The 13644-nt window shown below is 59.4% G+C and carries 11 protein-coding genes and 1 pseudogene; 10 read left to right on the top strand and 2 right to left on the bottom strand.

Translation table 11 applies throughout. From position 1 onward, the window contains the following. Positions 1-98: 98 nt before the first annotated feature. Positions 99-1466, bottom strand: coding sequence for a CYTH domain-containing protein (locus tag AC30D7_RS00310; protein ID WP_490132618.1), 1368 nt, complete (start codon positions 1464-1466; stop codon positions 99-101). 157 nt (positions 1467-1623) lie between these two features. On the opposite strand from AC30D7_RS00310, the gene argE reads away from it, so the two are divergent. Both argE and argA read left to right on the top strand, forming a co-directional pair. Continuing rightward, on the top strand, positions 1624-2781 hold the full coding sequence (gene argE, locus AC30D7_RS00305) for an acetylornithine deacetylase (protein WP_490132617.1): 1158 nt from the start codon (positions 1624-1626) through the stop codon (positions 2779-2781). Between the two features lie 136 nt (positions 2782-2917). Beyond that, positions 2918-4216 carry an amino-acid N-acetyltransferase gene (gene argA, locus AC30D7_RS00300; RefSeq protein ID WP_019580550.1) on the top strand — a complete coding sequence of 433 codons (1299 nt, stop codon included), beginning with the start codon at positions 2918-2920 and terminating at the stop codon, positions 4214-4216. Between the two features lie 39 nt (positions 4217-4255). Here the strand turns inward: argA and tauA are convergent. Then, a pseudogene (gene tauA / locus AC30D7_RS00295) lies at positions 4256-4372 on the bottom strand (taurine ABC transporter substrate-binding protein); the annotation flags it as partial. 468 nt (positions 4373-4840) lie between these two features. Here tauA and AC30D7_RS00290 point away from each other — a divergent pair. The 8 genes from AC30D7_RS00290 to ssuB all read left to right on the top strand — a co-directional run bounded on the left by AC30D7_RS00290 (position 4841) and on the right by ssuB (position 13616). Then, a complete protein-coding gene (locus AC30D7_RS00290; protein WP_490132616.1) occupies positions 4841-6181 on the top strand; it encodes an OprD family outer membrane porin in 1341 nt (446 codons plus the stop codon). Between the two features lie 396 nt (positions 6182-6577). Continuing rightward, complete coding sequence (locus tag AC30D7_RS00285; protein WP_258671550.1) at positions 6578-7939, top strand: OprD family porin; 1362 nt, start codon at positions 6578-6580, stop codon at positions 7937-7939. A gap of 291 nt (positions 7940-8230) precedes the next feature. Continuing rightward, positions 8231-8869, top strand: a complete 639-nt coding sequence (locus AC30D7_RS00280; protein ID WP_018928623.1) for a peroxiredoxin — start codon at positions 8231-8233, stop codon at positions 8867-8869. 317 nt (positions 8870-9186) lie between these two features. Beyond that, positions 9187-9780, top strand: coding sequence for an NADPH-dependent FMN reductase (gene ssuE / locus AC30D7_RS00275; RefSeq protein ID WP_018928624.1), 594 nt, complete (start codon positions 9187-9189; stop codon positions 9778-9780). Between the two features lie 101 nt (positions 9781-9881). Next, the gene (locus AC30D7_RS00270) at positions 9882-10847 is read left to right on the top strand and encodes a sulfonate ABC transporter substrate-binding protein (protein ID WP_490132615.1); all 966 of its coding nucleotides are present in this window, start codon (positions 9882-9884) and stop codon (positions 10845-10847) included. Between the two features lie 25 nt (positions 10848-10872). Further along, positions 10873-12021, top strand: coding sequence for an FMNH2-dependent alkanesulfonate monooxygenase (ssuD, locus tag AC30D7_RS00265; protein WP_490132614.1), 1149 nt, complete (start codon positions 10873-10875; stop codon positions 12019-12021). A gap of 9 nt (positions 12022-12030) precedes the next feature. Then, positions 12031-12813: an aliphatic sulfonate ABC transporter permease SsuC gene (ssuC, locus tag AC30D7_RS00260; protein ID WP_490132613.1), complete on the top strand. Its 783-nt coding sequence runs from the start codon at positions 12031-12033 to the stop codon at positions 12811-12813. Continuing rightward, the gene (ssuB, locus tag AC30D7_RS00255; RefSeq protein WP_490132612.1) at positions 12810-13616 is read left to right on the top strand and encodes an aliphatic sulfonates ABC transporter ATP-binding protein; all 807 of its coding nucleotides are present in this window, start codon (positions 12810-12812) and stop codon (positions 13614-13616) included. The genes ssuC and ssuB overlap by 4 nt, the downstream gene beginning before the upstream one ends. The last annotated feature ends 28 nt before the right edge of the window (positions 13617-13644 follow it).

The following is a 13644-nucleotide window of genomic DNA, read 5'->3' as shown; positions in this document are numbered from 1 at the left end:
GCTCCTAATCCGGCCATTGCGGTATGCCAGACAAACCGCGATGCCCGGATTACGACTGCTTCGCAGCCGAACGGGAGCAAGCTCCCTCGCCACAGGTGTTACATGCGCAATAGCATTTTCCAGGCACGATTCTGATACACCGCAATCGCCTGCTGCTTGCGCGCATCCAGCGACTCATCGGTGATCGGCTCGTTAGCTAGCAGGGCAAGCTGTTTCAGCTCACCGTACAGGCGATCCATTTCCGGGATGTCCAGCACGCTACGGGCATGGTGCAGCCAGGCCTGGATGCGTTCGATGCGCGGCAGCTGCTCGGCCAGGTCTTCCGGCTGTTGCTGGTAACGCTGCAATTGCAGCGAGTTGGCTTCTTCGCCCAGAAGGCGTGGCAGCCAGCTGCCCAGTTGCGCGGCGCCCTGGCGATTGCCACGGGTGTTGCGATCGGCAGCCCAGGTACGGGCCAGCAACCAGCGCGAAGTGTTCAGCGAGAACAAGCCCCAGCGCGGGTCTTCCAGCTCTTCGAGGAATTGCTCCGGCGCGGCTTTGCGCACGTCTTCGTCGTCCAGGCCGGCTTGTACCAGCGGGCGCCAGTCCTCCAGCAAGGCATCCAGCGCGACCCGCAGATCGTGAGTCGACTGACGCGGCGCGGCTTGACCGAGGCTACTGATCAGCGCGCGCATTTCAGCGAGGTTTTCGACCCAGTCCTGCAGCAGGCGCCAGTGGCCATTGAAGCGATATTGCTCGGCCAGGCGCTGGCTGCTGCCCAGCAAGTGCCAGCACAGGGCGGCGAACGCATCGTCCAGTGGCATTTCGGCGGTGATCTGCGGCGCCGGCAAGCTCAGCGAGTAGCTGTTGGCGTCGAACAGGCGATAACCGCGTTCGGCCTTGCTGATGTCGCATGGCATCAGCGGCAGGGTCGCGGCCAGTTCGGCGGCCAGTTCCAGCAGCGCGGCCGGCTCGCCTTCGCGCAGCTCCAGCTCCAGCTCGCAGATTTCTTCTTTCTGCTTGCCGACCACCACGTGGCCCAGGTCCAGGGCGGCTTCGATGACCACTTTGGTCTTGCCACGGCCCCAGGCGATTTCCGCACGCTCACGCACGAAATCGGTGGTGAAGATGGCTTTCAGGGTTTTCTTGTCCAGTTCGGCCAACTGCTCGGGCCAGCATTCGCCGTCGAGTTTTTTCACGTCGAGTTTGGCTTTGGCCAGGTGCCAGTCGTACTCGTGACGTTCGGACAGACCGGCGACGCTCTGGCCACGGGTCTTGAGGGTCTGAATCACTTCTTCGCCATCGCGGCGCAGGCGCAGGGCAACCTTGGCGCGGGCCAGATCACGCTCGGGCGTATCGAAGTACTGGTTCATCAACTCACGGCGTTCCCAGCCACTTTTGTTGCGTTTTTTCAGTAACGGGTGCTCGCGCAGGGCGGCGAGGGTTTCGCGGCTGACGCGGAGTTTGATTTCGGTTTCTTTCTGCATGGCCGGAAAATCCAGGATCGGGAGCGCAGCCGGGGGAATGTGTGGCTGCCAAGGTCGTGCAGTGTACAGGACTCATACGTCCTACGTGCCGTAGCGGTTTATTCCTGTCGCCGGATGGCTCTATGATGGACTTCAATTCGGGAGTTGGGAGTCAGCGATGCCTTTGCCGTCCATGAGAGATCAGTTCGCTGCGCTGATCGCCGCGCCGTCTGTCAGCTGTACCCAACCCAGCCTGGATCAAACCAATCGGCCGGTCATCGACTTGTTGGCGACATGGCTCGGGGAGCTGGGTTTTGCCTGCGACATACAGCAGGTCAGCCCCGGCAAATTCAACCTGCTGGCCAGTTTCGGCACAGGTCCCGGCGGCCTGGTGCTGGCCGGTCATAGCGATACGGTGCCGTACGACGCGGCGTTGTGGCAGACCGACCCGCTGAAACTGACGGAAGTGGACGGCCGTTGGGTCGGCCTGGGCAGTTGCGACATGAAGGGCTTTTTCGCCCTGGCCATCGAAGCCGTCAAACCCTTGCTCGACCAACCGTTCAAGCAACCGTTGATGATTCTCGCGACCTGCGATGAAGAAAGTTCGATGTCTGGTGCACGTGCCTTGGCCGAAGCCGGGCGGCCACTAGGTCGTGCGGCGGTGATCGGCGAGCCGACGGGGTTGAAGCCGATCCGTCTGCACAAAGGCGTGATGATGGAGCGCATCGACATCCTCGGTCAGAGCGGCCACTCCTCGGACCCGAGCCTGGGCCATAGCGCCCTCGAAGCCATGCACGATGCCATCGGCGAACTGCGCGGCTTGCGTCTGGCGTGGCAGCGGGAATTTCGTAATCCGCAGTTCAGTGTGCCGCAGCCGACGATGAATTTCGGCTGCATTCACGGTGGCGATAACCCCAACCGTATCTGCGGCCAGTGCTCACTGGAGTTTGACCTGCGTCCGCTGCCGGGCATGGATCCCAACGCCCTGCGTGCGGCGATCTTGCAGAAGCTCAACCCCATTGCCGAGCGGCATAAGGTGAAGATCGATTACGCGCCTCTGTTCCCCGAAGTGCCACCGTTCGAGCAGGCCGAGGACTCGGAATTGGTAAGGATCGCCGAAAAGCTCACCGGCCATCGCGCCGAAGCAGTGGCGTTCGGCACAGAAGCGCCTTATCTTCAGCGCCTTGGCTGTGAAACACTGGTCTTGGGCCCCGGCGACATCGCCTGCGCCCACCAACCGGGGGAATACCTCGAAATGTCACGTTTGCAGCCTACCGTGCATCTATTACGTCAACTGATCGAACATTACTGCCTGACACCGGCGTCGCTCGTATAAATTGCCAGTGTCACTACCCGTACTTATGAGGAGAGCGCGCGTGTCGCCAAGCCTGTTCCGACGATAACCATCAGCCCGCTGTGCGTTTACTGCGTTACTCTTTTTTTCGGCTGCTATTTATTACAGGCCCAGGTTCATGCCCGAATACGTCAATTGGCTTCGCCACGCTTCGCCTTACATCAACGCCCACCGCGATTGCACCTTCGTCGTCATGCTGCCCGGCGACGGTGTTGAGCACCCGAATTTCGGCAATATCGTCCACGACCTGGTGCTGCTGCACAGCCTGGGCGTGCGACTGGTGCTGGTTCACGGTTCGCGTCCGCAAATTGAAACCCGCCTCGCTGCTCGCGGCCTGACCCCGCACTACCACCACGGCATGCGCATCACCGATGCAGCGACGCTGGAGTGCGTGATCGATGCGGTCGGCCAACTGCGCATCGCCATCGAAGCGCGGTTGTCCATGGACATGGCCTCGTCGCCGATGCAGGGCTCGCGCCTGCGGGTGGCCAGCGGCAATCTGGTCACTGCGCGGCCGATCGGCGTGCTCGAAGGTGTCGATTATCACCACACCGGCGAAGTGCGCCGGGTCGACCGCAAGGGCATCAATCGCCTGTTGGACGAACGCTCCATCGTGCTGTTGTCGCCGTTGGGATACTCGCCGACCGGCGAGATCTTCAACCTCGCCTGCGAAGACGTCGCGACCCGCGCAGCCATCGACCTGGGCGCAGATAAGTTGCTGCTATTCGGCGCCGAGCTCGGTCTGCTGGATGAACAGGGTCGTCTGGTTCGCGAGTTGCGTCCGCAACAAGTGCCGGCGCACTTGCAGCGTCTGGGCAGCAACTATCAGGCTGAGCTGCTGGACGCAGCTGCTGAGGCATGTCGGGGCGGTGTGGCGCGCAGTCATATCGTCAGCTACGCCGAAGACGGCGCGCTGCTGACCGAACTGTTCACCCGTGACGGTGGCGGTACGCTGGTGGCCCAGGAGCAATTCGAGGTGGTGCGCGAGGCGGCCATCGAGGACGTCGGCGGTTTGCTGGACTTGATCAGCCCGCTGGAAGAGCAGGGGATTCTGGTACGCCGTTCCCGCGAGGTGCTGGAGCGTGAGATCGAGCAGTTCAGTGTGGTCGAGCGTGAAGGCATGATCATCGCCTGCGCGGCGCTGTATCAGATTGCCGATTCGGATGCGGGGGAGCTGGCGTGCCTGGCGGTGAACCCGGAGTACCGCCATGGCGGTCGCGGCGATGAATTGCTGGAACGTATCGAAACCCGCGCCCGGGCTCAGGGCCTGAAAACCCTGTTCGTGCTCACCACCCGGACCGCCCACTGGTTCCGTGAGCGGGGTTTCGTGCCGAGCAGCGTCGATCGCCTGCCGTCGGCGCGGGCGTCGCTTTACAACTATCAGCGTAATTCGAAGATCTTCGAAAAAGCCCTCTGACTGAGTGGCTGTGATCGTTCCCACGCGTGGGAACGATCATCACTCAGTGACGTATTTGGCGCTGACATACGGCGAATAATCCGGCAGCACCGTTTCTACCTTCCCTTGCTCCCGCAAGAACTTCGCCATCTCTCCAATCGTCTTCGTCGTGCCGCCAACGCACCGCGGTCTGCTGCGCGGCGCTGACCACTTACGAACCGCGATCGAAACGACGCCAATCGACTTTATGGCCTATGGTTTCTCGAATCGCCGTCCCGCCCGAGCCGAAAGAAAAATAATAGCGATACACAAACTGTAACAAATTGACTAGATAGTGCGCGTTTAGCCATGATGGCGTCGCCTTTTCGATAGGGATTGACGCGTACGGGATGTGCCAAAGCCAATGGGAATAAAAAAAGGCTGGTAAATACCCTTTAGGAATTAGCTTTTGGGCCAATGCCGTCATGTCCGGTTCGATGAGCCGCCGGCAGGGACTCAATATTCGACGTTAGACCTTGGTCGTAGACACGTATGGTTACGATTGACTTGGTAGTCACGGAGTGGCGCTAATCGCGCATCTGTGGATCCAGGGCGTTCGACCCAAGACCAAAGAACACAAAAATTAGAAAACGAGAGGAGCGAAACATGAATAAGTCCACCTTAGCCCTGGCTGTGGCCGTGGGGGTTTTGGCGCAGCAGGCAGGCGCAGCGGGTTTCCTGGAAGACAGCAAGGCTTCCGTCAGTTCCCGGACCATGTATTACGACGCCGATGTCCGTGAAGGCGACAATAGAGCTGCAAACCGTCAGCGAGAAACCGCTGAAGGTCTCAAGTTCGATTACCTGTCCGGGTTCACCCAGGGTACCGTTGGTTTCGGTATCGACGCCCAGGCACTGGTCGGCATCCACCTGGATGGCGGCAGGGGACATCACCCGCTCGGTAACAGCAACTCCTTCTTCCCGAGCGACGGCGACAGGTCCGCCGACGAGTGGAGTCGTCTGGATGGTAACGTCAAGGCGCGCTTCTCGAAGACCGAGGCCCACTTGGGTGGCGCTCTGGCACCTAACTTGCCGATCCTGATCGCGAACGACAGCCGTGTGCTGCCGCAGACCTTTGACGGTGGCACCATCACCTCGAAGGAAATTGACAATGTGACCTTCAACCTGGGTCAACTGGAGCACGCGTCGGGTCGCGCCTCCTCCAACAGAACTGGCCTGGCAGTGGCTGGCGGTGCTCAGGACAGCAACCAGTTCCGTTATGCCGGTGCTGACTGGAAAGTCACCAAAGACCTCACACTGCAGTACTACTACGCGAACCTGGAAGACTACTACAAGCAGAACTTCCTCGGCCTGGTGCACGTCTACCCGATCGCCCCGAACCAGTCGTTCAAGACTGATATTCGTTATTTCGACAGCAGCTCCGATGGCAAGAATGGCGACGTCGGCTACCGCTTCAACAACAACAATGGCTACGCCAAGAATATAGGCGAGGTCGATAACAAGACCTGGAGCGCGACGTTCACCTACACCCTGGGTGGCAGCGCGTTCCTGCTTGGTCATCAGCGTGTCAGCGATGACGGCGGCTTTGTCTTCTTGAACCAGGGCAGCCTGATCGATAGCAAAGGTCGTCAAGAAGGTGCCGGTGGCGCCAGCTTCTACTCGTTCACCGACGCCACCGTGGGCAGCTTCATCCGTGCCGGTGAAAACACCACGTACGGTCAGTACTCCTATGACTTCGCCTCACTGGGTGTGCCAGGTTTGAAAGCTTCGATTGCTTACCTGGATGGCCGAGACATCAAGGCAACCAACGGCGTGGGTAAAGACCTGAATGAGCACGAGACCGACGCGCGTATCGACTACGTGATTCAAACGGGTGCACTCAAAGGGTTTGGTACGACTCTGCGTCACGGTACTTACAGCGGTAATACCAGCACCGCTGACCAAGACCAGACCCGTCTGATCTTCAACTACACCTACAGCTTCCTGTAATAACCTTCAAAAAAGAGCCTCGCCTGTTGGCGAGGCTTTTTTTTGTGTGTTTTTTCATATTCCAAAAAAATAGTTTCAGTTGATTATTTATTCTTTTTTGTTTTTTGCCCGAGTCTATAAAATGAATTCATCAGGTACTCATTGGCAGCAACACGAGTATCGGATTCAGCATCCCCCGATTTTGAAGATCAAGGAATTGGTTCATGAGCCGATACCTTGTGTCCCGGCATGGATATATATGCCTAAATGGCATTAAAAAATACCGCAATAAATCTTTTGGTTTGTCATGTCGGCAAAAACAAGGGGGCTGACCACCCGGCGCTCATTGCGCATCTTTGGATCCGGGCACTCGACCAGGACCAGGAACCCAGAATTAGAAATGAGAGGAGCGAAACAATGAACAAGTCCACCTTGGCCCTGGCTGTGGCCGTAGGGGTTTTGGCGCAGCAGGCAGGCGCCGCCGGTTTCATCGAAGACAGCAAGGCTACATTGGGGCTGCGTAACTTCTACATCAACACTGATAACCGTGATTCGGCAGCTAGAACTGCTTCCAATGTTCAGAGCAAAAACGAAGAATGGGGACAAGGCTTCGATCTGCGTTTCACCTCGGGCTACACCCAAGGCACCGTTGGCTTTGGTATTGATGCCATCGGCCTGCTGGGCGTCCGTCTGGATTCGGGTGGCGGCACCAACGGCGCAACTCCTACCTCTTACGGCGGCACTGTTTTCCCAAGTGAGTCCAACGGCAAAGCGGTTGATAACTTCTCCAGCCTGGGCCTGACTGCCAAAGCCAAGATTTCCCAGACCGAATTGAAGTTGGGTACCCTGCAGCCAAAACTGCCGGTGATCGTGACCAACGACGGTCGTCTGCTGCCGCAAACCTTCCAGGGCGGTCAGATCACCTCGAACGAGATCAAAGACCTGACACTGGTTGGCGGTCAGATCGAGCACGCCAAGGGGCGTAACTCCAGCAACAACGAAGAGTTGTCGATCGCTGGTGCGAACACGCGCGGTGCTGGCTTCCGTGACAGCAACAAGTTTATCTACGGTGGCGGTGACTACAAAATCACCAAAGACCTGACTGCCCAGTACTACTACGGCAACCTGGAAGACTTCTACAAGCAACACTTCCTGGGCCTGGTTCACAACTGGTCGATCGGTCCTGGTGTGTTGAAGTCTGACTTGCGTTACTTCAACAGCTCCGATGACGGTGCCAACGGTCACGACTCGGCTTATTTCAGCACCGGTAACTACGAGGGCTTCCGTTCCGGTCGCGGTAAAGTCGACAACAACCTGTACAGCGGCTTGTTCCTGTACTCCGTTGCCGGTCACACCTTCGGCGGCGGTTATCAGGTCAGCAATGGCAGCAGCGACTTCCCTTGGCTGAACCAGGGTGACGGCTCGTCGGCTTACCTGACCACCGACAGCCAGATCGCCAAGTTCGCCCGTGCCGGCGAACGTACCTGGCAAGCTCGCTACTCGTATGACTTCGCCAAGGTTGGCCTGCCAGGTGCTACTGCCGGCATCGTTTACCTGCGTGGCGACAACATTGACACCGTGGGTACCAATGGTCGCGAGAACGGTTCTGGCCGTTCCGAGTGGGAACGCGACCTGACCCTGGCGTACGTAGTGCAATCAGGTCCGCTGAAAAACCTGGGCCTCACCTGGAAAAACGCCATGTGGCGCAACGACGTTCCGGGTCAGCGCGACCAGGACGAAAACCGTCTGATCGTCAGCTACTCGATCCCGCTGTTGTAATAGCGCTCGCGTAACCGGTGAAAAAAAGCCCCGCCCGGCATCACGCCGGGCGGGGCTTTTGCGTTTTCAAGGCGGGCTCACCCCCGTAAACCCTCCTTGAAGTTCCCTTTTTGCAACAACTCAAGGCCTTCTCGAACCTTGGGATCGATGTTCGTCCCGATGGCGGATCAGGTCCAGTGAACAGATCTTTAATATTTCTTTATGATCTAAATAAATTGATATTTATTCTTTTTAATTAAATTGGAACGCAGGCACAGTTGAGCTCAACAAGCACTCACCAGGAGCAGCACCATGAGTCTCAGACTTGGCGATATCGCCCCCGATTTCGAACAGGATTCCAGCGCCGGCACCCTCCGTTTCCACGAATGGCTGGGCGATAGCTGGGGTGTGCTGTTTTCCCATCCGGCAGACTTTACGCCGGTGTGCACCACCGAGCTGGGCTTCACTGCCAGGCTCAAGGATGAATTCGCCCAGCGCGGTGTCAAAGCCATTGCTCTGTCCGTGGACCCGGTGGATTCGCATCACAAGTGGATCGAGGACATCAACGAAACCCAGAACGCCATCGTCAACTTCCCGATCCTCGCCGATGCGGACCGTAAAGTGTCCGACCTGTACGACCTGATCCATCCGAATGCCAACGACACCCTGACCGTGCGCTCATTGTTCGTGATCGATCCGAACAAGAAGATTCGGCTGACCATCACTTACCCGGCGAGTACCGGCCGTAACTTCAATGAGATTCTGCGGGTAATCGATTCGCTGCAGCTCACCGACAACTACAAGGTGGCCACCCCGGCCAATTGGCAGGACGGTGATGAGGTGGTGATCGTGCCGTCGCTCAAGGACGAAGATGAAATCCAGCGACGTTTTCCCAAGGGATACCGCGCGGTGAAACCGTACCTGCGGCTGACGCCGCAGCCGAATCGCTGAACCTTTGTAGGAGCGAGGCTTGCCCGCGAAGCGAACGCCTCGGTCTTTCTAGCGTCAGGGATGACGCCTTCGCGGGCAAGTCGGATCGCCGCACCGCTCGCTCCTACAAGGGCTGTGTAGATTTACAAAGCAGGGGATTTTCAGGCTGTTTCGACGGCCTGTTTTTTTGTCCGGAAAAAGACAAACAGCATATTCACTTAGGATATAACCAAATGAATAAATATGATTTATGGATATATAAATCACCTGTTAAGGTCATTCCATCGACGCGAGATCGCAAGCTGCGAATCGCCAACACCGCTCAAGGAATTGTCTGAATGCTGGTCGTCTCACTCGGTGGCAGCCCCAGCCCACGCTCCCGTTCCGGGGTGTTGCTGGAGCGCTCCAAACGCTGGTTGCAAGAGCAAGGTGTGGAAGTGGTGAGTTACCAGGTACGGGACTTCCCGGCTGAAGATTTACTGCATGCCCGTTTCGACAGCCCGAAGGTGATCGATCTGTTGCAACAGATTGATAACGCCGACGGTCTGCTCATCGCCACACCGGTTTACAAAGCCTCGTTCTCCGGCGCGTTGAAAACCGTACTGGATTTGCTGCCCGAACGCGCCCTGGCCCACAAAGTGGTTCTGCCAATGGCGACCGGCGGCAGCATCGCCCACATGTTGGCGGTGGATTACGCGCTCAAGCCAGTGCTGTCGGCGTTGAAGGCCCAGGAAATGCTCCACGGGATTTTCGCCGTAGACAGTCAGATCGCCTACGGCGAAGGCAGCGCCCAGGCGCAGTTGGCCCCCGAGCTTGCACAACGACTGAATGAATCGCTGGAGCTGTTCTACAGCGCCATGGCTCGCCGGCCCAAGCCGCTCGATCCGAACCTGTTGAACGAACGTTTGTTGAGTGCTCGCTGGAGCATTTAAGCCAGCCCTCAAGCAACATCTGAATTTGAAGTACTCACCTTACTGGCCCGCCAACGGGCAAGCAGGTGCAGCCAAAACCCAACTGCAAAAAGGAGAGCGCCATGCGCCCTGTCATTTTGCGTCGTGGTCTGGTCGCTCTGTTTGCTGCGGCTGTGTCCTTCGGCGTCATTACTCAAGCCCAAGCCGAGACTTTGCGAATCGGCTATCAGAAATACGGCACCCTGGTGCTGCTCAAAGCCAAAGGCACCCTGGAAAAACGCCTCGCCGCCCAAGGCGTGGACGTGCAATGGACGGAATTCCCCGGCGGCCCGCAACTGCTTGAAGGCCTGAACGTCGGCTCCATCGACTTCGGCGTCACCGGCGAAACGCCTCCGGTTTTCGCTCAGGCCGCGGGCGCCGATCTGCTCTACGTCGCTTATGAACCGCCAGCGCCCCACAGCGAAGCGATCCTGGTGCCGAAGGGCTCACCGATCAAATCGGTGCAGGAACTCAAGGGCAAGAAAGTCGTGCTCAACAAAGGCTCCAACGTGCACTACCTGCTGGTGCGTGCGCTGGAAGACGCCGGCCTCAAATACACCGACATCCAGACCGTGTTCCTGCCACCCGCCGATGCCCGCGCCGCATTTGAGCGCGGCAGTGTCGATGCCTGGGTGATCTGGGACCCGTATCAGGCGGCCGCCGAACAGCAACTGCAAGCGCGCACCTTGCGCGACGGCAAAGGCATCGTCGACAACCACCAGTTCTACCTGGCAACCAAGCCTTACGCGCAAAAAAATCCTGACGTGATCAAAGCCTTGGTGGAAGAAGTGCGCGCGGTCGGTGAATGGTCCAGGGCCAATCCCGAGGACGTCACCAAACAGGTTTCGCCACTGCTCGGCCTGCCGGCGGACATCACCCTGACTTCGGTGAAGCGCCAGGGCTACGGCGCGCTGTTCCTGACCCCTGAGGTGGTCGCCGCCCAACAGAAAATCGCCGACAGCTTCTACCAGCTCAAGCTGATTCCCAAGCCCTTGAGTATCAAGGACGTGATCTGGACGCCACCGGCAGCGGTCGCCAAAGCGCCGTAATTCGATTCCCCAAGGAGACCACTCCATGAGCCTCAATATCTTCTGGTTCCTGCCTACCCACGGCGACGGCCATTACTTGGGTACCGCCGAAGGCGCTCGCGCCGTCGACCACGGTTACTTGCAACAAGTCGCGCAAGCGGCGGATCGTCTGGGTTTCGGCGGGGTGCTGATTCCCACCGGTCGCTCCTGCGAAGATTCGTGGCTGGTGGCTGCTTCGCTGATCCCGGTGACCCAGCGGTTGAAATTCCTCGTCGCCCTGCGCCCCGGGATCATTTCCCCGACGGTGGCGGCGCGTCAGGCCGCGACCCTGGATCGTCTGTCCGGCGGTCGCGCTCTGTTCAACCTGGTCACCGGTGGCGATCCGGAAGAACTGGCCGGCGACGGTCTGTTCCTCAGTCACGAAGAGCGCTATCAGGCCTCGGTGGAATTCACCCGCATCTGGCGTCGGGTATTGGAAGGCGAAACCGTCGATTACGACGGCCAGCACATTAGCGTGAAGGGCGCCAAGTTGCTCTATCCGCCGATCCAGCAACCGCGTCCGCCGCTGTATTTCGGCGGCTCGTCGGAAGCGGCGCAGGATCTGGCGGCAGAGCAGGTCGAAATGGTCCTGACCTGGGGTGAGCCGCCGGCCGCCGTTGCCGAGAAAATCGCACAGGTTCGCGCCAAAGCCGCGAAGCTTGGGCGTACTGTGCGCTTCGGTATTCGCCTGCATGTGATCGTTCGCGAAACCAACGCCGAGGCGTGGCAAGCGGCGGATCGACTGATCTCTCATCTGGACGATGACACCATTGCCCGCGCCCAGGCTTCTCTGGCGCGTTTCGATTCGGTCGGCCAGCAACGCATGGCCGCTTTGCATGGCGGCAGTCGCGACAACCTGCAAGTCAGTCCCAACCTCTGGGCCGGTGTCGGTCTGGTGCGCGGCGGGGCCGGTACGGCGCTGGTCGGCGATGGTCCGACCGTGGCCGCTCGGGTGAAGGAATACGCCGATCTGGGCATCGATACGTTCATCTTCTCCGGTTATCCACACTTGGAAGAATCCTATCGGGTGGCCGAGTTGCTGTTCCCGCACCTGGACATCGAGCGCCCGGAACTGCCGAAAAGCGCCGGTTACGTCAGCCCGTTCGGCGAGATGGTGGCCAACGACATTCTTCCCAAAGCCGCGTCCCAGAGCTGAGGCGTGGCCATGAAGAAAACTATCCACAGCCTCGCACCCTGGGTGTTGCCGATTCTGTTGCTGGCGGTATGGCAGTTGTCGGTGTCGTCGGGCTGGTTGTCGACGCGGATTCTGCCGGCGCCCATCGCGGTGATCGAAGCCGGTGTGAGCCTGTTCCGCAGCGGTGAAATCTGGACTCACCTGGCTATCAGCGGCTGGCGCGCGGCACTCGGGTTCGCCATTGGCGGCGGCATTGGCCTGGCGCTGGGCTTTATCACCGGCCTGTCGAAGTGGGGCGAGCGCCTGCTCGACAGTTCGGTGCAGATGATCCGCAACGTACCGCACCTGGCGCTGATCCCGCTGGTGATCCTGTGGTTCGGCATCGATGAGTCGGCGAAGATTTTCCTGGTGGCGTTGGGCACGTTGTTCCCGATCTACCTCAACACGTACCACGGCATCCGCAACGTCGATCCGGCGCTGGTGGAAATGTCCCGCAGTTATGGCCTGTCCGGTTTCAGCCTGTTCCATCAGGTGATCCTGCCGGGTGCGCTGCCTTCGATTCTGGTCGGCGTGCGTTTTGCCCTGGGCTTCATGTGGCTGACCCTGATCGTCGCCGAAACCATCTCCGCCAACGCCGGCATCGGCTACCTGGCAATGAATGCCCGGGAATTCTTGCAGACCGACGTAGTGGTACTGGCGATTCTGTTGTATGCCGTGCTCGGCAAACTCGCTGATCTCGCGGCCCGTGGACTTGAACGCGTGTGGCTGCGCTGGCATCCGGCCTATCAGGTTGCCAAGGGAGGTGCCGCATGACGGCTCAACAACCTCCACGCCTGCTGCGCGGAATCCCGCTGGCAGTGCGCAAGCTGCAAAAGACCTTCGGTTCGCGGCAAGTGCTGCGTGAAATCGACCTGCACATTCCTGCCGGGCAGTTTGTGGCGGTGGTCGGGCGCAGCGGTTGCGGCAAAAGCACCTTGCTGCGCTTGCTCGCCGGTCTCGACAAACCTACGGCTGGCGAGTTGTTTGCTGGCTCCGCGCCGCTGAGTGCCGCCCGGGAAGACACCCGGCTGATGTTCCAGGAAGCGCGGTTGCTGCCGTGGAAGAAGGTCATCGACAACGTCGGTCTCGGGCTCAAGGGCAACTGGCGACCGCAAGCACTGGAAGCCCTTGAAGCGGTCGGCCTGGCGGACCGCGCCCACGAATGGCCGGCGGCGCTGTCCGGTGGTCAGAAGCAACGAGTGGCCTTGGCCCGCGCGCTGATCCATCAACCGCGCCTGCTGTTGCTCGACGAACCGCTGGGCGCACTGGATGCCCTGACCCGTATTGAAATGCAGCAACTGATTGAACGGCTCTGGCAACAACATGGCTTCACCGTGTTGCTGGTGACCCACGACGTCAGTGAGGCGGTGGCGATTGCCGATCGGGTGATTCTGATTGAAGAGGGCGAAGTCGGCCTCGACCTGGCAGTGGAGTTGCCGCGCCCTCGGGTTCGCGGCTCCCATCGGCTGGCGGCGCTGGAAACCGAAGTGCTTAACCGCGTGCTGTCGGTACCCGGCCAACCGCCGGAACCGGAACCTGTTTCACCATTGCCCACGCAATTGCGCTGGGCTCAATAACGTAAAAACTCATCCAACGACAGGAATC

The sequence above is a fragment of the Pseudomonas sp. DF5 genome, from assembly GCF_058148225.1.
This window is presented reverse-complemented; position numbering and strand designations above follow the sequence as displayed.

What these genes read in the sequence shown, in the direction of transcription:
- AC30D7_RS00285 (WP_258671550.1), top strand. Translation starts at nt 6,578, where the DNA reads ATGAACAAGTCCACCTTGGCCCTGGCTGTGGCCGTAGGGGTTTTGGCG.
- ssuD (WP_490132614.1), top strand. Translation starts at nt 10,873, where the DNA reads ATGAGCCTCAATATCTTCTGGTTCCTGCCTACCCACGGCGACGGCCAT.
- AC30D7_RS00280 (WP_018928623.1), top strand. Translation starts at nt 8,231, where the DNA reads ATGAGTCTCAGACTTGGCGATATCGCCCCCGATTTCGAACAGGATTCC.
- ssuC (WP_490132613.1), top strand. Translation starts at nt 12,031, where the DNA reads ATGAAGAAAACTATCCACAGCCTCGCACCCTGGGTGTTGCCGATTCTG.
- ssuB (WP_490132612.1), top strand. Translation starts at nt 12,810, where the DNA reads ATGACGGCTCAACAACCTCCACGCCTGCTGCGCGGAATCCCGCTGGCA.
- AC30D7_RS00270 (WP_490132615.1), top strand. Translation starts at nt 9,882, where the DNA reads ATGCGCCCTGTCATTTTGCGTCGTGGTCTGGTCGCTCTGTTTGCTGCG.
- ssuE (WP_018928624.1), top strand. Translation starts at nt 9,187, where the DNA reads ATGCTGGTCGTCTCACTCGGTGGCAGCCCCAGCCCACGCTCCCGTTCC.
- argA (WP_019580550.1), top strand. Translation starts at nt 2,918, where the DNA reads ATGCCCGAATACGTCAATTGGCTTCGCCACGCTTCGCCTTACATCAAC.
- AC30D7_RS00310 (WP_490132618.1), bottom strand. Translation starts at nt 1,466, where the DNA reads ATGCAGAAAGAAACCGAAATCAAACTCCGCGTCAGCCGCGAAACCCTC.
- AC30D7_RS00290 (WP_490132616.1), top strand. Translation starts at nt 4,841, where the DNA reads ATGAATAAGTCCACCTTAGCCCTGGCTGTGGCCGTGGGGGTTTTGGCG.
- argE (WP_490132617.1), top strand. Translation starts at nt 1,624, where the DNA reads ATGCCTTTGCCGTCCATGAGAGATCAGTTCGCTGCGCTGATCGCCGCG.